Below are 21315 nucleotides of genomic sequence, written 5' to 3'. Positions count from 1 at the left end.
GATCAAACCCAGGTTGGAACTTGGCGGACCGCGGCCGACCGCTCGTCAGGCCGGAACTGCGCCAGCCAGTGATGCGCGATGTCGTTGCGTCGCATGAAGCGGATTTCCGGTCTCGATACGCAATGCTCGAGAATGTCCCTCAGCGCCGACGCCCTGTTCGGCTGCCCTGTCCAGCGCGCGTGGACCGCAATCGTCGTCATGCGCGGTCCTGCGTCATCGGCTTCATCAACCATGTAGTCGATCGCCCGCACGCTGTCCTCGTAGAAGTCCCGCGGCGAGCTGTATCCCGGACTGACCAGGAAGCGGCTGTCGTTCAGCAGCTTCGAGTACGGGACGACCAGCAATGGTCCGCTCTTCGTGCTGGTATAGTACGGAATTTCGTCGTTGCAGGGGTCGGAGTAGTAGAGGAAACCGCCGTCCTCGGCGATGAGATCGAGCGTGTTGACGCTCGGGAACGACCTGCAGTTCCAGCCGAGCGGTCGTTCGCCCATCAGGTCCCGGTAGAGGCCGAGGGCGCGCTGGAGATGTTCGCGCTCCTCGCTCTTCTCCATCTCCCAGCATTCAGTCCACTTCCAGCCGTGGCCGAGCACGTCATGGTCGCGTTCCTTTATCCAGGAAACCACCTCGGGATTCCGTTCAAGCGCGCGGGCGCATGCCGACATCGTCACGGGTATGTTGTAGCGGTCGAAGAGCCTCGCCAAGCGCCAGATCCCCACCCTACTGCCGAACTCGAAATGTGTCTCGGTCCCCAGGTCGCGGACCTTCGGCGATATCCTGAGGTCGAATTCACCCCAGTTGTCGTTTCGTCCATCGCCGTCATAGTGGGAGTACTCCGCGCCTTCCTCGTAGACGATCACCATGTTAATCACGAGCTTGGCATCACCGGGCCAGGCGAAGGCGGGAGGCCGCCGTCCGTATCCGACAAAGTCCCGTTCCGGTCCAAGATAGTCCGCTTTCACGACAGCTTCTCCTCTTTCACACTTCTTCCGCCGTTCGAAGCCAGGTTCAGCCTCGCTACGCTGGGGTCCGGGCGCTGCAAGTCGATGGGCCGCCGGGCTGCGTTCGGTAGATCTTCGACCGCCAGATGGCACTCGATCAGGTGACCCGGCCGCGGCTCGCGAACCGGTGGCGTCTGCTCTTCGCAGATCGCCCCTATCTTCAGCGGACAACGCGTGTGGAAGGGGCAGCCGCTCGGACGGTTGGCCGCACTCGGCACGACGCCGTCCAGGCGTATCTGCTCCCGGCGATCGTCCGGGTCTGGCACTGGCACCGCCGATATCAGCGCTGCTGTGTAAGGATGGTTCGGACCTCCGAAGATCGCGTCGACCGGTCCCTGCTCACAAATCCGGCCGAGATACATGACGAGCACGCTGTCGGCGATGTACCGGACGACACCGAGATCATGGCTGATAAACAGAAGGCTGGTTCCGAAGCGCTGCTGGAGCGAGACGAGAAAGTTGAGCACGGAAGCTTGGACGGAGACGTCGAGCGCGGAGGTGATCTCGTCACAGATCACCACGTCGGGTTTCCCGGCGAAGGCCCTCGCGATCGCGACACGCTGCTTCTGCCCGCCGCTGAGCTTGTCCGAGCGCTGGGCCGCCACGTCAGGATTCAATCCCACCGAGTCCAGCAAGCGGCGAACCGCATCGGTCTGGTCGCGACGGGTCGCGAGTGCGAACAGCCGGAGCGGCCTTGCTATGATGCGTCCGACAGAAAGCGAAGGATTGAGCGTGCCCCCATGATCCTGGAACACCATCTGCAGCAGGCGGTGTGCCAGGGAGCTGCGCCCTCTGACAGGACCGCTCACGTCCTCGCTCCGTAGCAGCACCGTGCCGCCGCTGGCGTGGGTGAGGCCGACGATCGCTCTTCCGAGCGTCGTCTTGCCACTGCCGCTTTCACCAACCACCGCTGTGATGGACCCCTCGAAGAGCTTTACGTCCACGCCATCGAGGACCCGCATTCTCCGGGTGCCCGAGGCCAGTCCCCGCGGCCTCATCTCATAGGTGACGCTGAGGTCCCGAGCGACAAGCACCTGGACTCCCGCGCCTGCGCGAGTTTGGACCTCGGCGCGCGGCGTCGCAGGGGTCGCCGCGGGTTGGCCCGTCTCCTTCCAGCGGAAGCATCGTATAGCCCTGTCGCCTTCGATGGTGAGCTCGGGCCTGGCTGAGCGGCACTGGTCGGCACTGAGTTCGCACCTCGGCGCGAAAAGGCAACTCGTCGCCGGCGCGAACGGACTTGGCAGAAATCCGGGTATGGGCTGCAACTGGGTGCCTGACATGCGGTCCACGCGAGGTACGCAGCGCAGCAGATTGATCGTATAGGGATGGCGGGGATTGCGGAACAACTGGCGCGCATCGGCCATCTCGACCATCTCGCCGGCGTACATGACACCCACGCGCTCGCAGATGCGGGCGATGACACCGAGATTGTGCGCGATCAGCAGCATCGCCACCCCCGTCCGCTCCCGAAGCTCGTGGAGGAGGTCGAGGACTACGGCCTCCACCGTGACGTCTAGACCTGTGGTGGGCTCGTCGAGGATCAGCAGTTCGGGTCCGCTGAGCAGCGCGGCCGCGATGACGACACGCTGCTGCTGACCCCCGCTCAATTCGTGAGGGTAGCGGTCCATGATTGCTGCCGGATCGGGCAGCTTCACCTGCGTCAGCAGCTCGACCACCCGCCCGTACGCGGCTTCCGGCGACAGCCGTTCATGAACGGTCAGAATCTCAATGAGCTGCCGGCCGATCTTGAGGGTCGGAGTCAACGCCCCAGCGGGGTTCTGATGGACCATCGAAATTCGAGTGCCCCGCAGTTGGCGGAGGCTTTCGGGCGAAGCCTGCAGGATGTCGGTACCATCGAACCGGATGGATCCTGTCGTACGTGCTTTTCCACGTCCGAAGTCTCCCATCGCGGCGTATCCGAGCGTGCTCTTGCCACAGCCGCTTTCACCCACGAGACCGACGATCTCGCCTTTGCCGACCGAGAGCGTCACGTCCCGCACTGCATGCACCACCCCGTTGGCGGTGCGGAAGTCAATCGACAGGTTCTCGATCGAGAGGAGGGGTTGCGTTGTCATTGCGAGTCCTCCTCCTGGATGACGTCGACCACAAGATTCAAGCCGATGACGAGTGACGCGAGAGCGATTGCAGGCATGGCAGTCATCCAGGACGAAACTGCGAGCCACCGAACGCCCTGGTTGACCATGCCACCCCAATCGGGATCTGGCGGAGGCGTGCCCAGCCCGAGGAAGCCGAGCGTTCCTATGGCGAATGATGCGTAGGCGACGCGAAGCATGGCATCGACGAGGATCGGCCCCTTCGTGTTCGGTAGAAGTTCCACGAGCAGGATGTACCCGAAACGCTCCCCCCTCACCTGCGCCGCGTGAATGAAGCTCCGGCCTCGCAGCTCGATCACGGTGCTTCTCACGATCCGGGCGATCCCGGGTGCCGAGCCGAGGGCGATGGCCAGTACGATGTTCATGTTGGACGGCCCGAGCGCCGCAATGATCAGCAGGTAGAGCAGGATCGCAGGAAACGAGATCAAGGCGTCGTTGATCCGCATGACGATCTGGTCGAACATTCCCCCGATGTAGCCCGAAACCAGCCCGATCGATGCCCCAAGGGCTTCGGCAAGCAGGACAGCCATCGGTGCGAGGATGAGCACGGGCCGCGCGCCCCAAAGCGTGCGCGACAACACGTCCCTTCCGAGGTCGTCCGTTCCCAGCAGGAACTTCCAGCTCGGTCCCTGGAGGGCCGGGCCAACGAGATCGTTCGGCGGATACGGCGCGAGGATCGGCGCCGCGGCTGCCGCGACGATCCAGAACAGCACGACCAGGAATCCGGCAGTGGCCTGCCTTGACCGAAGAAGCGAGCGCAGCAACGGAAACCGCACCACGTGCGACCTGTGCACGCTTTCATCGGTGGCTGCGAGATTGTCCAGGATCGTCATGCCAGTCCCGCTCCTATCCGTGGGTTCAGCCAAGCATTGAGGAAATCTGCCGCGACCTGCGAACAGACAGCTACGATCGCGAACACAAGCGCCCCGCCCTCGAGCAATGGCACGTCTTTCTGATTTGCAGCGGTGAGCATCAGCAGCCCGAGGCCAGGGTATCCGAAGATTGCCTCGGTCACGACGATGCCCCCGATCAGCCAGTTGATATGAAGCATCAGCACGGTGATCGGCGTGACGAGCGCGCTCCGCAGCGCGTGCCTCACGACTATCCTCCTGAAGGGCAGACCTCTGAGGACGGCAGCGCGGATATAGCTCGACCCCATCACCTCGATCATGCTGACCCGCATCATTCTGGCCAGGTAGCCGACGTCCACGATCGCCAGTGTCATCACCGGTAGAACGAGCCGGGAAGGATCGGACAGCGGCGTAGCGCCACCGGTCATTGCGCTCGACCCCGGAAGAACCCGCAGGTGGACCGCGAACAGGAGGAGGACGAGCACGCCGACCACGAATTCAGGAGTCGAGTTGGTCGCGAGGCTGCCGGTGGAGATCAGCCTGTCCAATCTGCTTCCGGGGTAGAGCCCAGCAAACATTCCCAGAAGGAACGCCATCGGGGTGATGACCGCGAGCGCCACCGCCGCCAGGATGGCCGAGTTGGCCGCATGGCGAAGGATCAGTGGACCCACGGGCTGCTGCTGAGAGGTGGAAAAGCCGAGGTCGCCAGTCACGGCGCCACCGACCCAGTGGCCGTACCGCTCCAACAGGGGCTTGTTCATTCCCAACTTCTCGTTCAGTGCATCGACGGCCTCCTGGGGCGCAAACCGCCCCAGCATGTCGCGACCGACGTCAACGGGCAGCCCCTCCGCTGCCACAAAGATGAGCACCGAACTGACAAAGAGGGTGAAGCTGAGCAGGGCCAGCTTCTTTGCCAAGATAGTGTGCATTTGATGTACTCGCTCTGAAATCGCAAATTCTCTGGACTGGTGGCCCAGGCGATTTCACGTCTCGATCCAGGTCTCGTCGAAGATCCCGAACCGGAACGCGGTTGCCTTGAAGTTCTTCACGCGCTTGGTGTGCGCCGCGAGTGCGTAGATGAACAGCGGCTCCGCAAAGGGACCGTTCTCACGCAGGTACGGCTGAAGCCGCGCATAGGCCTTGCGGCGGTCGTCGACGCTTACCGTGGCCGACGCTTCGTCGAGCAGCTTCTCAAACGTGGGATCGCTGAAATGCGTTTCGTTCCAGGGAGCGCCCGAGCGGAGCGAAAGGCCGAGGAGCATCGTCGCAAGCGGACGGTGGCTCCAGTAGGATGCGCCAAAGCCCCATTCGAGCCATTTCGCCCAGTAGGCCTCGGCGGGCATCGGAACAAGGTTGATCTTGACCCCGATCTGCGAAGCATTCTGCGCGAAGACCTGGGACGACGCGCCAATGAACTCGGGCGCGGCGGGGTATCTCATCTCCGTCTCGAATCCGTCCGGATATCCGGCTTCGGCAAGCAACGCCTTTGCTCGTTCGAGGTCCTGCTTGGGAGCGTCCATGGACGCCCAAGCGGGGTCGACACCAGGCGCCACCATGTCGTCAGTACCTTCGAACGCGGTGTCGCCGAGCGCCAGGGAGATGATCTGTTCGCGGTTCTGGCAGAGCTTGAGCGCCATGCGGACCCGCGGATCATCAAAGGGTTTCACATCGACACGCATGCGGAAAAGGAGGGTTCCGGCGCTCTTGGTCTTCGAAACCACGATGTCGGGCTGCTCCGACAGCGCCTTGTAGGAAGACACGTCGAGCCCGAGTGCCAGATCGAACTCGCCGCTGACGAGCCCGGCAATCTGGGCCGGGGCCTGCGACTTGATGTCGACCGAGACAACTTCGTCGAGATAGGGAAGCGGCTGCTCGTCCGCGCCCTGACGCCAGTAGTTCTTGCGTGCCCGAAGCGTGAAGGACTGGTTCGGCACATACTCGACGAGCTCGAAGGGACCTGTGCCCCATGGCTCGGCTATGAAGTCGCCCTTGAACTCGCGTGGCATGATCGCGCCCGCATAGTGGAAGAAGTCATAGGCGAGCGAGTTCGTAGGATTGGAAAGATGGAGCTTGACGGTCCGTTCGTCCACCTTCTCGATGCCGTCCGGCTTGAGATAGGGCTGGAGCAGCCCGGTCATCGAAGACCCCGTGGCTGGGTCCAGCCAGCGCTTCAGGTTGAAGATGACATCCTCGGCGTCGATCTCGCGCGGAGTCGGCAAGTTGAACATTGGTCCGCGGCGGACCACGAGCGTCCAGGTCTTCAGGTCCGCGGAGGCTTCCAGGGACTCGAGAAGGTGCGGATGCGGAACGTTGTTCTCGTCGACCCGTGTGAGGAATTCGGCGACGCCTCTCACGGCATCCGATGCGCCGAGCGAATCCACCGCCGCCGGATCGCGGAACGGCTTTAGGGTGTCTGTGTTGGCGTACTTCAGGGTGCCGCCGCGGCGCGGCTGTCCCTCGGTCGCTCCGGCCGTTCCGGCCCGTGCGAACCCGCATTGGAGCGCCAGAATGGAGGCGGCTATGACGGTGCCGCTCTTCAGGAGGTTTCGACGGGTAAGTTGAGAAACATGCGTGCAGACATCGTCCATTTCAGTTCCCCTTTTCGGACTTATGTATCCATTACGGGGAGTATCGAGGAGGAAAGTACCCAATTCAAACCGCGTTCCCGCCATCTGGCATAGGTTTTCCGACATCCGTCAGAATTCTTGGATCCAAGTTGCATCAAATGGAACACCGCACCCGCGCAAATTGACGGGCCGGGTTTCCCGCCAACATCGACGGGGCGGCGCGGTCACCGTGCCCGCAACCTGCGGCCACAGATGTCGCATCTGCACGGTCACGTCTCCGAGTCGGCTTGGATGACATCGGACTTCGCATTCATCTCGCTGACGCCCTTGAGTGAGGGGTGGCGCAGCTTCCCCTCTTGCGTCCATGCGCGATACTCGAAGTCCGCGACCAGCAGCGGTCGCGCGAATTCAGCTCCTTTGCGTTTCAGCGCCACGACCGGCCGGCCGGCGGGGATCGCGTTGATGAGCTTTCGAAGGATGCCCGATTCCTTGCTGCTCGATCCCGTACCCCAACCGCCGACTTAGACCGGGCTGTTGCCCTTCCTCGTGGCGAGCAGGAACCGAGTGATCCTTGCCCGCGCCGTCAACAGCTCATAGCCGACGGTCGCAATACCGTCGCGCCGCACGCTCTGGATCTTCAACCACTCTGGCTTCCGCCCGGATCGATAGGGCTTGGCCCGCCGCTTGGCGACGATTCCTTCAAGGCCCATCTCGCACGCGACGCGGAAGAACTCGGCACCATAGAAGATGATCGGCCGGCATCGTGGAGGCTTGGTTTCTTACAGATGCGCGCTGCAGAAGACCGAAATCTTACCTGCCATGGTCATCGAGAACCACCGCTTCACCATCGATGATCATGAAAGCATGCCCGAACTTGCGCGCCTCATTAACGCGCAAAGGACGCGCGTTGCCGGATGGTAAATTAGGCGGATCTTTGAATTTCCAGTCTTCGTCCAATAGCTGGGGCCTCTTGCGCCCCGGGCGAAAGTGAAGGATTCGGCCTGATATCCAGAGCTTCAATGAGTTCGACGGCCTCTCGGCAGACTGCCTCCAAAGATTCTATATATTCGGGAATTTCGAACGCCTCGTAAGCCATTGAAGGTATTGGTAGAATTCGGTCGCGACTTTTTTAATCCCCTAAGAATCCGCACAAACTCCCCTAAATCTCGCGCAATACTGTTTTAGCGCACGCTACTTCACACCCAATTCACGCTATTTCACTAATGAAGTGCCCTAGCCTTTAGTGATGTCCGTTAGTGAAGTAGCGTCTCGGCATAGGGAATTCCGGTCTTCAGGTGAGTGCGATTGTTCATCGCTCCCGAATTATCGCCGGAATTGTTCCGAACGGTCGAAAAGTGAAACCGGTCGTGAAACCCAGGAAGAGGCTAATCTTTCGATCGCACGTTGCGCTCCGATATCCATGCAGCTTCGGAGACAGTCGAAAGTCCCGTTCGAAATCTCGAACCAAGCGTTCGAAAAATCGAATGCCCGAAAGCGAGACCCCTCCTCCGCGACTCACAGTTTTGGCGGCAGCGGAAGGATCACTTGCCCAGAGCAGATTTCCGAAGGCGCGGCCTGGCCGATTTCCCGTCCCTTCAGGAACACCTGCTCGATCCGATAGGGAACCGACAGCCCGTCGAAGGGGGTCAACCTCGCCTTCGACAACTGATCGCCATGACGGACTACGGTGGATCGCCCTGGATCCAGCACCACCAGGTCTGCGTCGAGTCCTGCTGCGAGTCCTCCCTTGCGATCCTTGAGCCCAAAGCGCCGTGCTGGAGCCGAGCAGCAGAGCCGCACTACGTCCGGCAGTCGGAGCTCGCCAAGGTCGACGAGATGAAGCATCGTCAGCAGCAGGGTCTGGACTCCTGGAAATCCGCCGGGGATGTCGGAAAAGCGGCCTACCGGAGCCATCTTCTCGCCGGGGGAATGCGGCGCGTGATCGGACACGACCATGTCGATCGTGCCGTCTCGTAGCGATGCCCGCAGCGTCGCGACATCGCGGTCCTCTCTCAGCGGCGGCGACGCCTTCAGCAAGGGGCCAAGGGATTTGTAATTTTCCTTCGTGAACAGCAGGCACTGGGGCGTGGTTTCCACCGTTACGTCCGCCATGCTCCGCATCCGGCGAAAGGCGTCGACCCCCATGTGCGAGTTCGTCTGGCGGAAATGTACCCGGGCGCCAGTGTCTGCGGCGGCAACCACCGCCAGTGCGATCGACGCCGCCTCCGCGACAGGGGGTCTGCTCTCGGTGAACGCCTCGACGCTCCCGGCCCATGGCCCCGAGAACTGCTCCAGCACAGACTGGTCCCCCGGAGAAATGCCAACGAGGCATCCCAAGCGTGCTGCCTCCGCCAGGGTGGCTCGCAGGTCCTGCAATGTCCTGTGCTGGAAGGCGGGCGGCACGTCGGATGTGAACACTTCGAACGAGATCGCTCCCAGAGAAAGCAGCGCCTCCATGTCCGTGCTTTTCGGCCGGACCGCAACTTGAAACGCGGCGTCTACGTGAAGGCGATCCGCTGCCAGCCGCCGCTTGTCCTCGAGGTGCCGGGGGTCTGTCGTCCAGGGATCGTCAGTGGGCATGACGAGGACGGTGGTGACTCCACCAGCCGCGGCGGCCCTCGTTCCCGTGAGAAAGTCCTCCTTCTGCGTCAGGCCGGGCTCACGGAGATGCACGTGCGCATCGACGAGACCCGGCAGCAGCAGTCTCCCCGGCAGATGCAAGACTTCGCGCGCGGAACCGATTGCTCCCGGCGGGACAACGGCGGCGATCTTGCCGTCCTTGATCGCCACGTCTTTCTGAAGCACGTCGGTATCGCTGACGACTGCCGCGTCACGGAGGAGAATATCGAACATCTGGTCCGAATACGAACTCATGCTCATTCCGCCGCCGAGCATTGGAAGTCGCTCAGGGGCTCGAACGAGGGAAGCGGCAGCCCGACAAAGGGGCGGTCGCAAGGGAGAAACTGACCTCGTCCGGGCTGTGACTTGACAACTCCGTCCTCCCAGACCACCTCGCCGCGGGAAATCGTGACGACAGGCCAGCCGCGGACTCGCATGCCCTCGTAGGGGGTGTGATCTGTCGCGTGGTGAAGGTTCTCGTTCCTTATCGTCACCTCCCGGTCCGCGTCCCAGATCGCAAGATCCGCGTCCGAGCCGACCGCGATGACGCCCTTGCGTGGATACAGCCCGTAGATTCGCGCGGGCTCCGTGGCTGTCACCTCGGCGAACTTCTCAAGCGTCATGCGCCCAGTGTTCACGCCGCCCGAGAAAAGCAGCGGCAGTCGCGTTTCCAGTCCCGGGACGCCGCCCGGAACGCGGTTGAAAGGGGCGTCCGGCCCGGCAGCGATCTTCTCCACGTAGTGAAGCGGCGAATGGTCGGATGAAAATACCCCCAGGGTCCCGTCGAGTATGCCGCGCCAGATCTCCTTCTGGTTCGACCGATGGCGAGGGGGAGGCGTGCAGATGCATTTGGCCCCCGACAAGTCCTTGGTGTCCAGGTCGGCGGAAGAGAGGAAAAGATACTGCGGACAGGTCTCGGCGAACACCGGCAGGCCCCTCGCCCGGGCCCGGCGGATTTCCTCCACTGCGGCGGCAGAAGCCACATGAGCGATGAGAATGGGAGTTTCGACAAGCTCCGCAAGGCTGATCGCCCGATGGGTCGCCTCGCGGTCGGAAATTGTAGACCTCGCGACCTCGAAATATCGAAGCTGGGTCTTCCGCTCTCGCAGCAGATGTTCGGTGAGCCAGCGGATGCAGCCGTCGTTTTCGGCGTGAACCATGACCATGGCGCCCTCGCGCCGGGCCAGTTCGAAGATCTTCAACGCCTCGTAGTCGTCGAGCTTCAGGCCGTCGTAGGTCAGGAAGATCTTGATCGACGTGCAGCCCTCGTCGATGAGAGTTCGTACCTCGTCCAGTGTCGCTTCGGAGGCGTCGCCGACGATCATGTGAAAAGCGTAGTCGATATGGGCCTTCGGCCTCGCGCGCCTATGGTAGTCGTCGACAATCTCCCGGATCGAATTGCCTTTGACCTGCATCGCGAAGGGAATCACCGTGGTGTTGCCGCCGCACATCGCCGACAGGGTGCCGCTTTGGAAGTCGTCGGTCGTGGTCCGTCCTTCCCAGGGCTGCTGGTCCATATGGCAGTGGCTGTCCACGCCGCCCGGCAGCACGATCCGACCTGCCGCATCGTAAGAATCACGGCTGTTTCCCAGGCTCTCGCCCAGGGCTGCGATGCGGCCGTCCTTTATGCCGATATCGAGCCGCTGCGGGCCGGCAGGCAGCACCACGGTTCCGCCCCGCACAATGAGATCGAATTCATTTCGAATAGACATCCGCCATCCTTCCAAGCGCGCCACGTCCCAGCGGCAGGGTATTCCCCACGGGCGTTGGCACAATGCGGGGATCCGACATGATCGGCAGCTTTTTCGACGCGACTACGCGGGGTTCGGATCCTTGGTCCTCGCCGTCTTGGCGGTCCTCTCGGCCGACGGAGTGATGCCGAAGTGGGCACGGTACCGACGTGCGAAGTGTGTGGCGGACGAATACCCACAATGCTGGGCGATCACGTCGATGGGAAGGCTCGTACGACAGACGAGCTCATGCGCCCTCTCCATTCTCAGCTCCGCGTAGAATGCGACAGGAGTCCGGCCAAGGTGAGTAATGAACAACCGTTCCATCTGGCGCGACGACAGGCCCGCCCGCTGCGCCAGAACTTCAAGCCCGACGGGAGCCTGAACGCTATTCTGCATCAGACGAACTATGTTCGAAAGCCTGTCGTGGGTGATCCCAAAGCGGGCCTCGGGGGTCATCCGCTGGGCCTCGCCCTTCCCCCTGATCTGCGGATGGTTGAACTGATCGGAGATGGCCACTGCGAGCGTCCGCCCGTGAAAGGATTCGATGATGCTGAGCATCATGTCCAGGGTGACCGTTCCGCCCGAAGAAGTGATGAACTGTCCATCGGCCGTGAAGATGTCGTTCGTCGCCAGCACGTTCGGAAACGTCTCTTGGAAGTCGGCGTAGTTCTCCCAATGGACGGTGCACCGCCGTCCGTCCAGCAGTCCGGCGCGCGCCAGCAGGTATGCTCCAGTGCTAATGCCTCCCAAAAGAACACCCTGACGGTTCAGGCGCCGCAGCCACGTCAATGCCCGGCTATGAAAGTGATGGCCGGGATCGACTCCCGAACACACGATGACCACATCGCAACGCGGAGCTTTGTCGACGCCGGAGTCAATTGGAACGGCAAATCCGGCGCTGTTTTCGACGGGTGAACCGTCAAGCGAGATCAGCACCCATTCATAAAGCGGATTCTCGTTGAGCCGGTTGGCCTGCCGGAGAGGGTCCAAGGCAGCCGAGAACGCCAGCAGCGGAAAGTCGGGCGTCAGGTAGAAGCCGATCCGCACGCACTCCCGCGGGGATTCTGGCGGCTTCGCCCCAATGGTCCCGGTTGCTCCCACCGTCGTCCGATCCTCTGCCCGGCCAACATGGCCGTTCATGAAATTAAGGCCGATCCGCCGACATTTCCTAGAAGTCGTTACGACATCCGCCGGCGATTGCGCGACATGCGCTCGGCACCCCGGGTCCTTTAATGGTCCCGGCAACTTTCGAGGGATTGCACCGTGCGATTTTGCGCAGCCGCGTATCTTGCGGAAGAACTGACGCGGCAACTCCGTCCATCCTCCTTCACGTCAGCGCGTCCCGGTCCGGCTGCTGTCGCCGGTGCGCGGCCTTTCAAGGAGGAAGAACCAATGATGTTGAACTGGAAGGAATACCGCACCGAGCTCATGGGCCGGGTCGGACAAATCGCAAAACTCGCTCCCGATACGATCAAGGGGTACCAGGCGCTGCTGACGGCGGGACAGAAGACGAACCATCTTACCCCCAAACAACGTGAACTCATCTCGCTCGCGGTCGCCGTCACGGTCCGATGCGATGGCTGCATCGTGATGCACACGACGGAAGCGCTGAAGCACGGCACTACGGAGGAGGAAATTGCGGAGGCGCTGGGAGTCGCGGTGTCCGTGAACGCCGGAGCGGCCCTCGTCTATTCCGCCCGGGTGATCGACGCTTCCACCGCGATCTCCGAGTAGCTTCCGGGACGCTCCGGCGAGACCAGCCCGGCACCCTCGTCTTGGGACATCGAACCGCAAGTCGTGGTCCCGGAACGCAGAAAGAAAGGGGTCCGCCGCGGCGGCGCGGCGGACCCGGCAGGAGACGGCTCGCTGGAGGCTTCGAGGGGACCGAACGGCGGAAACTCCGCTCCTGACAGCGCCACCATAGCGTCTGGTGCTGCGAAATCTTGCCTAAGTGCACGAAAACTCCGAGCAACCACGACGGCGATCCGACCCGTCACGAACTATAGGCAATGCCTATAACCCTCATAGAAACATAGTCTTAGACCCTATGCAGCATCGGCGATAATTCTCAACCCGTTCAAACCGACAAGGTGATTAGCCATGCAGAACCTGATCGAAGGTCTAGAAAAATTCCAGCGCGAAGCCTTTCCGCAACGCTCGGATCTGTTCAAGCAACTCGCGACCGAACAGCATCCCACCACATTGTTCATAGCCTGCTCGGACAGCCGGGTCGTTCCTGAGCTGCTGACCCAGGCGGAGCCCGGCGAGCTGTTCGTCATCCGGAACGCGGGAAACATCGTGCCATCCTACGGCCCCGAGCCGGGTGGCGTATCGGCGACGGTCGAGTACGCCGTCGCGGTGCTCGGGGTGACCGACGTCGTGATCTGCGGGCACTCCGACTGCGGCGCCATGACGGCCATCTCCGAATGCAAGTGCCTGGACCATCTGCCCGCGGTGGCCAACTGGCTGCGCTACGCCGACAGCGCCAAAGTCGTCAACGAGGCGCGCGAGCACGCCTCCAGTGCAGCCCGCCTAAGTGCGATGGTCCGTGAAAACGTCGTCGCCCAAATTGCAAACATCAGCACCCACCCAAGCGTCAGGCTGGCTCTTCAGCAGGGCCATCTGCATCTGCACGGCTGGGTGTTCGACATCGAAACCGGGGCGGTCGAATCCTTCGACCCAGCCACCAACCAGTTTCGACCGCTGACCAGCTTTTCCCTCGGCCGAGCAGTCCAGAATCAAATCGCCACGGCCTAACACATCAAGGAGACTTCAAATGACCCAGTCACACGCATACCAGGATCGCAGCGTCGCTCTGACGCGCGAAATCCTCGCCAGCAAGGCCCAGAGAGACCTCTCCTGGCAGCAAGTCGCCGAGGGCACCGGCCTCAGCGTCGTCTATGTGACGGCCGCGCTCCTCGGACAGCATCCCCTGTCTCAGAAAGCAGCCGCAGTCGTCGGCGAGCGCTTGGGGCTCAGCGCCGAAAGCATCGCGGCGCTGCAGATCATCCCCGTGCGCGGCAGCATCCCCGGCGGCGTGCCCACAGACCCGACGATCTACCGCTTCTATGAAATGGTGCAGGTCTACGGAACCGCGCTCAAGGCTCTGGTCCACGAAGAGTTCGGCGACGGCATCATCAGCGCCATCAACTTCAAGATGGACATCAAGAAGGTCGAAGACCCGGAAGGCGGCTCCCGCGCCGTCATCACCCTCGACGGCAAGTTCCTGCCCCACAAGCCGTTCTGAGGAAGCCAGGCTCGTTGCAAATCTGCCGCGAGCCCCCTGATCTCGCGACCCCGATGCACCCCTCCAGTCCGGGGACCAAGGAGATCTGCAGGCTTCGCCCTTCAAGCCCCTGTCTGTATTGGCAGGGGCTTTTTTTGCGTCCGAGCACATCGCCACAGTGAGTGATCTCAAGTAGATCGCCGTCGGCTCTGTCGAGCGTGTGACGGGGTCCCAGAGCGCTGTTCGCTTGGGGCTGGGGCGCGCTCTGGGACTGGGGGTGCGCCAACAGCGGGGGTCTCCGATACCGTTGGTGCTGAGAGAGCAATGCCAGCACGATGCGGATTCGGACAATGAGGATAAGACCTTTGCGCAGACGGCTTGGACGAAGGTCCTATGCGGCGCACCTGCCGATTGGGCTGCAGGAAGCCGCTTGCTGCCCGGTGCTACCGCCTGCCGATGCCGTCTTCGATTTTTGGCTGCCCGAATTCGCGCGCCACGTCCCTGAATGCACGACTTGCCGCGCTCTGATAGGCTTCACGGCGTGTGAGAAGCGAAGCTATCCTCGGCTCCACTGGCGGTGAAAGGTTGATCGCCATAAGGCCTTGCTGCTGCAGCGCAATTGCCTGGGGGAGAATCGTGGCGAGATGGCTCCGGCGCACGATCTCGACGATGGCGCTAATCGAGTTCGCCTCGATTGCAACGCGGGGGAGGATGGAATGGCGCCTGCAGTACGCGTCGATGAATTTTCGAGTGGCGAAGTCACCGCTGAGAAGCACGAGCGGCTCCAACGCAAGCGCCCGCGCAGGCAAGGGCTGACCGCACACGGCCCAAGGATGGTCCGCACCGACAACGACGCTCAGTTGCTCGGAAAACAAGGTCATGCCTTCGATCTCTGGCGAACGGATATCATCGAACGCGATGCCGAGGTCCAGCAGGTCGCCGCCCAGGTTCGCTTCGATCTTGTCCTGCGTCATCTCCTCCACCGTCAGCGTGATCCCCGGATGCTTCGAATAGAACCGCTCCACCAGGGGAGCGATCAGGTAGACGATGAAGGTCGGCGTCGCCGCAAGGCGCAACGAACCTCGGCACAGGTCCTGAACGTCATGGATCGCCCGCTTTCCCGCGTCGAGATCGATGAGGGCCCGGCGCGCGTACTCGACATAGGCCACGCCCGCATCGGTCAGGCGGACGGCTCGGCCCGTCCTGTCGAGCAGTGGCGTTCCAAGCCGATCTTCCAGTTGCCTGATCTGATGTGAAAGGGTCGGCTGCGATACGTGGAGCGCCTCCGCCGCGCGTGTGAAGTTCTGGTGGTCGGCGACGGCGATCAAGTAGCGGATGTGGCGCAGCAGCATATGGCCTCACTGGTTTGCGGTTTGCGCAAGCCTAGCCCTCAGCCGAGGCGTTGCGAAATCGAGAAACGCTCTGACTTTCAGAGGAAGTTGCCCATTGGGTCCGAAGACGAGTTGCACTGGCCAAGGCGGCTGCTCGTACTGTTCCAGCAAGGGAAGGAGATCGCCTCGGGCGACCGCTGGCGCGGCCTGGTAGGACAACACGCGCGTAAGTCCCACTCCTGCGATTGCCGCATCGATCGCAGACTCGGCTGTGTTGACGACGAGACGTGACCGCACCGGAGCGGTGAACTCCCTCTTTCCCTCCACGAACGGCCATGCGTGGGAGGATGCCAGCCCCTCGAAAGTGACGCAGTCGTGCTGGATCAGATCGAGCGGGTGCTGCGGCCTCTGGCGGCGCTCGAGATATCCGGGGCTGCCGTAAACGACCCGACGGATCTGTCCCAGCCTGGTGGCGACAAGGTTGCTATCGGGAAGGTTGCCAATCCGAAGCGCGATATCAATGCGCTCGTCGAGAATGTTTGCTAGCTGGTCCCCAAGCGTCAGCCTGAGATCGATTTCCGGGTAGGCCTGCAGGAACTGCGCAACGACCGGAAGGACGTGACGTCTGCCGAACACTATCGGCGCCGTCACAACCAGGTCTCCCTTGGGCACCTGATACTCGCCGGCGGCGGCCTTTTCCGCCTCCTCGACCCGGATGAGTATGTCCCTCGCAGCCTCGACATAGGCACGGCCTGCGTCCGTCAAACAGGCTTTGCGGCTGGAGCGATTGACCAACTGCGCGTCGATGTGCCGCTCCAGCTCCGCGATTTTTCTGCTCACCGTGGTCAGCGGGCTTTTCAGGCGCCGCGCGGCCGCTGACAGACTGCCGTGGTCGGCCACCGCGAGAAGTACGCTCATGGCTTCGAAACGATCCAAGTTCAATCACCCTTTGTCCGCGCGCATGCACGGTCCTCTGAGAGGCGGTGACTCAGCCCCTTATTGCCTGCTCCAGTGTTAAGACGGGGACTCGGGATCCGTTGGCATCCCGTGCACCCCTCTCTTCCGCGCTTCTACAACGCCAGACTGAGATTAGTTCCCGTTCCGCTCGCTGGAACGGCACAGCAAAGCAGCGCCTGGCCCGCGGCCACGGGGAAGGTCGGAGCGCCGACGTAGGTCACTTCGCCGCGGACCACCTGTGTGCTGCATGCTCCGCAACTCCCGCTGCGACAGCCGAATTCGGGAGACAACCCCTGCGCCTCCGCAAACTCCAGCAACGTGCCGCTCTCCGGCGTCCATGTGGCTGTGGACGACGATCGCTGGAACTCGACCTCCACCGCGGAACCCGCAGCAGGTGCAGAGATCGCTTCGGGGGCGCGCTGTCTTTGCAGCCCCGATGGACCGAACGCCTCCGAATGTATGCGGTCGTCAGGTACGTCGAGGGAGCGAAGACCGTCGTACATCGACTGCATGAATCCACCTGGGCCACACAGGTAGAAGTCGTAGCTTCCAAACGGCAAGGATTCCCGGATCAAGTCCATGTCGATGCGGCCCCCGACGTCGTAGTCGCGTCCCACAGCGGCGCCAGCCGTGGAACTCAACGCCCGGGTGACGCGCAAGGCACCCTGCGAGGCGGCCGCGAGGGACGCCAGTTCCGCAGCAAACGGCCTTTCGCCTGAAGTGCGCGCGCCTTGAAAGAGCCACACCTGACGCATGCGTCCCGTGCGGCGGGCCTCGTAGATCAGATGGCGGAGCATAGAGATCATCGGCGTGATGCCCACCCCGGCGGCGAGCAGGACAGCCGGGCGCTCGCTCGATGCATCCAAAGTGAATGCGCCCGCTGGCGCGCGGGCCTCGAACGGCGCTCCGATCTCGAGGCCATGGAGATAGGAGGAGACCAGCCCCGCCTTCTTGACGCTGATCCTGTAGACTCCGTCCGAAGGCGCTGCCGAGATAGTGTACCGCCGGATGTGCGAAACCCCGTCGATCTCGACGCGGATCGGCAAGTGCTGGCCTGAGGAGAATGTCGCGAAACCGTTGCCATCGGCGGGTTCGAGATAGAGAGATTTGATCATATCGCTCTCCCTGCTCGCCTGCGCAACGCGGAACGGTCTCCATGCCGTGGCAAGAGCCGTGGCCTGCATCCGCTGTTCCGCCTCCTTCCAGTCTCCTGTCAGCAGCGTGTTCGGCGACCAACGACCATCGTCGAAAGCCCATCTGATCGGCAGGCCCGCCGGGCGATAGATCTCCCGGTCGAGCTTGAACTTCCAAAGACGTTCCGCCCCCTGGAAGGCGGTGATTTCGGGAGAGTCCAACACTACCTCCGCGCGCCCGGTGAGCTGAAGCAGGTCACCGGTGGCGAAGTCGATGAAGACGAGGCCTGCGCGCGGATTCAGGAGGAAATTGCCGAGCGTGTTGAAGAAGAGGTTCCCGGCGAAATCCGGAATCGTTAGCACGCCGTCGTCGGCGATGCGGACGAATCCCGTCTTGCCTCCGCGATGCGAGACGTCCACCTGCCGCCCTTCGTTCTCCAGATCGACATACGAGGCCACGAAGAACGTGTCGGCGTTTCGAATGATCTCCGCGGCGCGTTCGCTCAGAGATGCGCTCGCTGTCGGCCGAACTGTCGAAGGTGTGCGTGGATCGCGCGCAAAGGAATGCGTCCGCGTCTGGATGTACTGGGGACAGTTGCCGAAGCTTTGGCCCACACGGACGGTGAAGACGTCCCCCACGCCCCTATGAACGGTGCCATTGAGACGGTTTCGTCTGCGGGTCTCCAACTGAATCCCGAGCATCCCGATCGCGTCCCCGTCTTCGAAGCCCGCGTCCGCAGGATCATCGGGATCCCTGGGAAGATCGACCTCGAGAGAAGTGGGGTTCGGCGAGTGCAGGAATCCGGGGCCTCCCGAGCGTATCGTCGCCCAGGCATTTCCGTTCGGGTCAACGGCGCCGAACACCGCGAGAGGCAGCGCGGAGAAGAATTCGCGATGCTGGTCCGGCATGTAGCGGCGGACGAACGTGCGCCCGGGCCCGTCCATGCGTTCGACGACGCCTGCGCGTTCCTGTATCACGAGCTCCCCCTGGTGCCACGGGGAGTTGGCAATCTGCTTCGACTTGTCCAGCATCGGTGCGAACCTTCGTCAATGGAGTGGATGCCACGCCGCAAGCGCGCCGCGGCATCGATGTCATGCGGCAAGCCCAATCGGCGTTTTCGGGAAGGCCACGAATCCTGGAAGCTGCTCCATCGAAGCGAGCCAGCGGCGCACGTTACCGTATGCCGCAAGATCCACGTTCCCTTCCGGAGCATTGGCGATGTAGCTGTAGAGCGCCACGTCCGCGATTGTGGGCCCGGTTCCCAACAGAAAATCGCGGTCCGAGAGTTCGGCATCGATCACCCGAAGGATTCGGTGCGCGCGTGCTATTACCTCGTCGGGCCGGAAATCGACGCCGAACACTGTGATAAGACGGGCGGCGCACGGACCGTACGCAATCTCCCCCGCCGCAACCGCCAGCCATCTCTGAATGCGCGCGGCCGAAACCGTGTCCTGCGGCAGCCAGTCGGACCGATCGTATTTCCGAGCCAGGTAGACGAGGATCGCTGTCGAGTCCGTTACGACGAGATCGCCGTCCTCCAGGACCGGTACTTGCCCCAATGGATTGAGCTTCAGGAATTCGGGGGTCTTGTGCGCGCCGTTCGCCAGGTCCAGTTCGACGAGTTCGTGGGGCACGCCGAGCAGCGACAAGAACAACTGGGCTCGATGCGCGTGGCCGGAAAGCGGATGGTAGTAGAGCTTCATGATCTCTTTCCTCTCGTTTTATCCACCTGAACGGCTAGGCCGCGCGGGTGCTGATGCTCGGAAAATCGATTTCCGTTTCAAATGCTTCGTTGAGGTAGTTGGTGAATGTGTTGAGAGCGGCGTGGAGCACGATCTCGAGAAGCTCGGCGTCGCTGTAGCCAGCCTCCTTGACCGCAGCCACGTCCGTGTCGCGCACGTGCCCACGGGTCCTCACCAATTCGGTCGCGAGATGGACAACCGCATCCGCCCCAAGGTCGATCGACCTCCCATTCCGGTTGGCGCTGATCTCGAGATCCGAAAGCTTCGCGACATGCTTGGCCAGATAGGTGTGCGCGGACAGGCAGTAGTCGCAGCCATTGGTCTCCGCGACCGCAATGGCGATCCGCTCGCGATCCGCCGCGGGTAGCTCTCCCTCGGAGAGAGTCTGCGAGAGATCGAGAAGACCCTTCAACGCAATGGGGCTGTTGGCGGCGATCCTGTAGATGTTCGGCACCCTGCCCATCCGGCCCATCACGGATTTGAGCATGGGCTGAGATGCGGCTGGGGCGTCGTCGATGGAAGCGGGTGTCGGGATTCTTGACACTTAGGTCTCCTTGCTCCGAGTGATTTACGTCTGAGCGGAGTTATAGCTCCCACCGGATTCCTGCTGTAGACGATGGATTCGGCAGGCTTCCTGCCGAAAATCGGTAGCTTCGTCGCCATCCTCTGTTACGGGTCTCGCGGCAAAGGTTCCGGAAGGAGTCCGACTACGTCTGCCACGCCCGCCTTGCAGAAGGTTCGAATCCCTCCATCAGAAGACGATCACGGATCTGATCGACTTTCCCTCGTGCATGAGATCGAAAGCAGTATTGATCTCTTCCAAGGGCATGTGATGGGTGATTAGAGGATCGATCTCGATCTTGCCGTCCATGTACCAGTCGACGATCTTCGGCACGTCGGTGCGTCCGCGTGCACCGCCGAACGCGGTTCCGCGCCAGACACGCCCCGTGACCAGTTGGAACGGCCTCGTCGAGATTTCCTTGCCTGCCTCCGCAACGCCGATGACGATGGATTCACCCCACCCCCGATGGCAGCACTCGAGAGCCTGCCGCATGACAGTCGTGTTCCCGGTGGCGTCGAACGAGAAATCGACCCCGCCGTCGGTCAGGTCCTGGATCGCCTGGACGACACGCTCGCTCCCGATCTCCAAGGGATTGACGTAATTGGTCATGCCGAACCTGCGCGCCATCTCCACCTTCTCGGGATTGAGATCGATCCCGATGATCTTGTCGGCGCCGACCATCCTCGCCGCCTGAATGACGTTCAGGCCGATGCCTCCGAGACCGAAGACGGCGACGTTGGCACCAGGCCAAACCTTGGCCGTGTAGACTACGGCGCCTATTCCCGTCGTAACCCCGCAGCCGATGTAGCAGATATTGTCGAACGGAGCGTCTTCCCGGACCTTGGCCAGGGCGATCTCGGGGAGAACAGTGAAGTTGGAGAAGGTCGAGCATCCCATGTAGTGGAAGAGATCGCCCCCACTGCAACTGAACCGACTGGTCCCGTCCGGCATGAGGCCCTGCCCCTGGGTCGCTCTGATCGACGTGCAAAGGTTTGAGCGCCGCGAGAGGCAGGTTTTGCAAACCCTGCACTCCGGTGTGTAGAGTGGAATGACGTGGTCGCCCACCCGAAGGCCTGTGACGCCTTCTCCGAGCTCTCTCACGACTCCCGCGCCTTCATGGCCAAGAATGGCGGGGAACTTACCCTCGGAATCGAGGCCCGAAAGCGTGTAAGCGTCTGTGTGGCAGACGCCTGTTGCCATGATTTCGACGAGAACTTCCCCGGGCCGTGGCTTCCTCACCTCGATTGTTTCGATCGTCAGAGGTTGATTTGCGGCCCAGGCGACCGCGGCACGTGATTGCATCGACAGCACTCCCCTCGCGCGGCTTGATGTCGTAGACGCTCCGCCGCCGCCCAAGGGAGCAGTTTCGAGTTGTTTCACCCCAGTCGCTGCAAATCTTTCCAACTCGCACGGAACCAGCCGAAACGCCCAGACCAGTGGCACTCCGGCAGCGATTGCCGACGGGGCGTGGCCATCGGCAA

General features: G+C 62.3%; 20 protein-coding genes. 3 read left to right on the top strand and 17 right to left on the bottom strand.

Going from position 1 to position 21315, the window contains the following annotated elements:
- Positions 1 to 2: 2 nt before the first annotated feature.
- The 11 genes from ABIE33_RS31205 to ABIE33_RS31155 all read right to left on the bottom strand — a co-directional run bounded on the left by ABIE33_RS31205 (position 3) and on the right by ABIE33_RS31155 (position 12022).
- Positions 3 to 959, bottom strand: coding sequence for a polysaccharide deacetylase family protein (locus ABIE33_RS31205; RefSeq protein WP_429132260.1), 957 nt, complete (start codon positions 957 to 959; stop codon positions 3 to 5).
- The gene (locus ABIE33_RS31200) at positions 956 to 3073 is read right to left on the bottom strand and encodes a dipeptide ABC transporter ATP-binding protein (RefSeq protein ID WP_429132258.1); all 2118 of its coding nucleotides are present in this window, start codon (positions 3071 to 3073) and stop codon (positions 956 to 958) included. The genes ABIE33_RS31205 and ABIE33_RS31200 overlap by 4 nt, the downstream gene beginning before the upstream one ends.
- On the bottom strand, positions 3070 to 3945 hold the full coding sequence (locus ABIE33_RS31195) for an ABC transporter permease (RefSeq protein ID WP_429132256.1): 876 nt from the start codon (positions 3943 to 3945) through the stop codon (positions 3070 to 3072). Before ABIE33_RS31195 ends, ABIE33_RS31200 begins: the two co-directional genes overlap by 4 nt.
- On the bottom strand, positions 3942 to 4880 hold the full coding sequence (locus ABIE33_RS31190; protein WP_429132254.1) for an ABC transporter permease: 939 nt from the start codon (positions 4878 to 4880) through the stop codon (positions 3942 to 3944). The genes ABIE33_RS31195 and ABIE33_RS31190 overlap by 4 nt, the downstream gene beginning before the upstream one ends.
- Before the next feature lie 66 nt (positions 4881 to 4946).
- A complete protein-coding gene (locus ABIE33_RS31185) occupies positions 4947 to 6551 on the bottom strand; it encodes an ABC transporter substrate-binding protein (protein WP_429132252.1) in 1605 nt (534 codons plus the stop codon).
- 248 nt (positions 6552 to 6799) lie between these two features.
- Positions 6800 to 6994 (bottom strand): hypothetical protein, encoded by a 195-nt coding sequence (locus tag ABIE33_RS31180; RefSeq protein ID WP_429132291.1) that lies wholly within the window; start codon positions 6992 to 6994, stop codon positions 6800 to 6802.
- A gap of 57 nt (positions 6995 to 7051) precedes the next feature.
- Positions 7052 to 7240 carry a hypothetical protein gene (locus ABIE33_RS31175; protein ID WP_429132250.1) on the bottom strand — a complete coding sequence of 63 codons (189 nt, stop codon included), beginning with the start codon at positions 7238 to 7240 and terminating at the stop codon, positions 7052 to 7054.
- 100 nt (positions 7241 to 7340) lie between these two features.
- A complete protein-coding gene (locus ABIE33_RS31170) occupies positions 7341 to 7487 on the bottom strand; it encodes a hypothetical protein (RefSeq protein ID WP_429132249.1) in 147 nt (48 codons plus the stop codon).
- Positions 7488 to 8045: 558 nt separating this feature from the next.
- The gene (locus tag ABIE33_RS31165; RefSeq protein WP_429132247.1) at positions 8046 to 9425 is read right to left on the bottom strand and encodes a dihydroorotase; all 1380 of its coding nucleotides are present in this window, start codon (positions 9423 to 9425) and stop codon (positions 8046 to 8048) included.
- A complete protein-coding gene (hydA, locus tag ABIE33_RS31160; RefSeq protein WP_429132245.1) occupies positions 9407 to 10861 on the bottom strand; it encodes a dihydropyrimidinase in 1455 nt (484 codons plus the stop codon). Before hydA ends, ABIE33_RS31165 begins: the two co-directional genes overlap by 19 nt.
- A 102-nt stretch (positions 10862 to 10963) precedes the next feature.
- Entirely contained in the window at positions 10964 to 12022 is a 1059-nt protein-coding gene (locus ABIE33_RS31155; protein WP_429132243.1) for a GlxA family transcriptional regulator, read from the bottom strand.
- Between the two features lie 255 nt (positions 12023 to 12277).
- Here ABIE33_RS31155 and ABIE33_RS31150 point away from each other — a divergent pair, with 255 nt between their 5' ends.
- The 3 genes from ABIE33_RS31150 (at position 12278) to cynS (ending at position 14129) form a co-directional block, all read left to right on the top strand.
- The gene (locus tag ABIE33_RS31150) at positions 12278 to 12616 is read left to right on the top strand and encodes a carboxymuconolactone decarboxylase family protein (protein WP_429132288.1); all 339 of its coding nucleotides are present in this window, start codon (positions 12278 to 12280) and stop codon (positions 12614 to 12616) included.
- 366 nt (positions 12617 to 12982) lie between these two features.
- Positions 12983 to 13639, top strand: coding sequence for a carbonic anhydrase (locus ABIE33_RS31145; protein WP_429132241.1), 657 nt, complete (start codon positions 12983 to 12985; stop codon positions 13637 to 13639).
- Between the two features lie 19 nt (positions 13640 to 13658).
- Positions 13659 to 14129 carry a cyanase gene (gene cynS / locus ABIE33_RS31140; protein WP_429132239.1) on the top strand — a complete coding sequence of 157 codons (471 nt, stop codon included), beginning with the start codon at positions 13659 to 13661 and terminating at the stop codon, positions 14127 to 14129.
- Positions 14130 to 14551: 422 nt separating this feature from the next.
- Here the strand turns inward: cynS and cynR are convergent, their stop codons facing one another.
- The 6 genes from cynR to ABIE33_RS31110 all read right to left on the bottom strand — a co-directional run bounded on the left by cynR (position 14552) and on the right by ABIE33_RS31110 (position 21136).
- Positions 14552 to 15460, bottom strand: coding sequence for a transcriptional regulator CynR (gene cynR / locus ABIE33_RS31135; protein WP_429132238.1), 909 nt, complete (start codon positions 15458 to 15460; stop codon positions 14552 to 14554).
- A 6-nt stretch (positions 15461 to 15466) separates the two neighbouring features.
- Positions 15467 to 16375 carry a LysR family transcriptional regulator gene (locus ABIE33_RS31130; RefSeq protein ID WP_429132236.1) on the bottom strand — a complete coding sequence of 303 codons (909 nt, stop codon included), beginning with the start codon at positions 16373 to 16375 and terminating at the stop codon, positions 15467 to 15469.
- Positions 16376 to 16509: 134 nt separating this feature from the next.
- Positions 16510 to 18561: a pyridoxamine 5'-phosphate oxidase family protein gene (locus tag ABIE33_RS31125; protein ID WP_429132234.1), complete on the bottom strand. Its 2052-nt coding sequence runs from the start codon at positions 18559 to 18561 to the stop codon at positions 16510 to 16512.
- A gap of 60 nt (positions 18562 to 18621) precedes the next feature.
- Complete coding sequence (locus ABIE33_RS31120) at positions 18622 to 19233, bottom strand: glutathione S-transferase family protein (RefSeq protein ID WP_429132232.1); 612 nt, start codon at positions 19231 to 19233, stop codon at positions 18622 to 18624.
- Positions 19234 to 19267: 34 nt separating this feature from the next.
- Positions 19268 to 19816 carry a carboxymuconolactone decarboxylase family protein gene (locus ABIE33_RS31115; protein ID WP_429132230.1) on the bottom strand — a complete coding sequence of 183 codons (549 nt, stop codon included), beginning with the start codon at positions 19814 to 19816 and terminating at the stop codon, positions 19268 to 19270.
- Positions 19817 to 20023: 207 nt separating this feature from the next.
- A complete protein-coding gene (locus ABIE33_RS31110) occupies positions 20024 to 21136 on the bottom strand; it encodes an S-(hydroxymethyl)glutathione dehydrogenase/class III alcohol dehydrogenase (protein ID WP_429132228.1) in 1113 nt (370 codons plus the stop codon).
- Between the last annotated feature and the right edge of the window lie 179 nt (positions 21137 to 21315).

It is taken from the genome of Ensifer sp. 4252, from assembly GCF_050434565.1.
GTDB lineage: Bacteria > Pseudomonadota > Alphaproteobacteria > Rhizobiales > Rhizobiaceae > Ensifer.
The sequence above is the reverse complement of the archived record's forward strand: the minus strand, read 5'-3'. Positions and strand labels throughout refer to the sequence as shown.

What these genes read in the sequence shown, in the direction of transcription:
- ABIE33_RS31200 (WP_429132258.1), bottom strand. Translation starts at nt 3,073, where the DNA reads ATGACAACGCAACCCCTCCTCTCGATCGAGAACCTGTCGATTGACTTC.
- ABIE33_RS31195 (WP_429132256.1), bottom strand. Translation starts at nt 3,945, where the DNA reads ATGACGATCCTGGACAATCTCGCAGCCACCGATGAAAGCGTGCACAGG.
- ABIE33_RS31185 (WP_429132252.1), bottom strand. Translation starts at nt 6,551, where the DNA reads ATGGACGATGTCTGCACGCATGTTTCTCAACTTACCCGTCGAAACCTC.
- ABIE33_RS31175 (WP_429132250.1), bottom strand. Translation starts at nt 7,240, where the DNA reads ATGGGCCTTGAAGGAATCGTCGCCAAGCGGCGGGCCAAGCCCTATCGA.
- ABIE33_RS31165 (WP_429132247.1), bottom strand. Translation starts at nt 9,425, where the DNA reads ATGCTCGGCGGCGGAATGAGCATGAGTTCGTATTCGGACCAGATGTTC.
- hydA (WP_429132245.1), bottom strand. Translation starts at nt 10,861, where the DNA reads ATGTCTATTCGAAATGAATTCGATCTCATTGTGCGGGGCGGAACCGTG.
- ABIE33_RS31155 (WP_429132243.1), bottom strand. Translation starts at nt 12,022, where the DNA reads ATGAACGGCCATGTTGGCCGGGCAGAGGATCGGACGACGGTGGGAGCA.
- ABIE33_RS31150 (WP_429132288.1), top strand. Translation starts at nt 12,278, where the DNA reads ATGTTGAACTGGAAGGAATACCGCACCGAGCTCATGGGCCGGGTCGGA.
- ABIE33_RS31145 (WP_429132241.1), top strand. Translation starts at nt 12,983, where the DNA reads ATGCAGAACCTGATCGAAGGTCTAGAAAAATTCCAGCGCGAAGCCTTT.
- cynS (WP_429132239.1), top strand. Translation starts at nt 13,659, where the DNA reads ATGACCCAGTCACACGCATACCAGGATCGCAGCGTCGCTCTGACGCGC.
- cynR (WP_429132238.1), bottom strand. Translation starts at nt 15,460, where the DNA reads ATGCTGCTGCGCCACATCCGCTACTTGATCGCCGTCGCCGACCACCAG.
- ABIE33_RS31125 (WP_429132234.1), bottom strand. Translation starts at nt 18,561, where the DNA reads ATGCTGGACAAGTCGAAGCAGATTGCCAACTCCCCGTGGCACCAGGGG.
- ABIE33_RS31120 (WP_429132232.1), bottom strand. Translation starts at nt 19,233, where the DNA reads ATGAAGCTCTACTACCATCCGCTTTCCGGCCACGCGCATCGAGCCCAG.
- ABIE33_RS31110 (WP_429132228.1), bottom strand. Translation starts at nt 21,136, where the DNA reads ATGCAATCACGTGCCGCGGTCGCCTGGGCCGCAAATCAACCTCTGACG.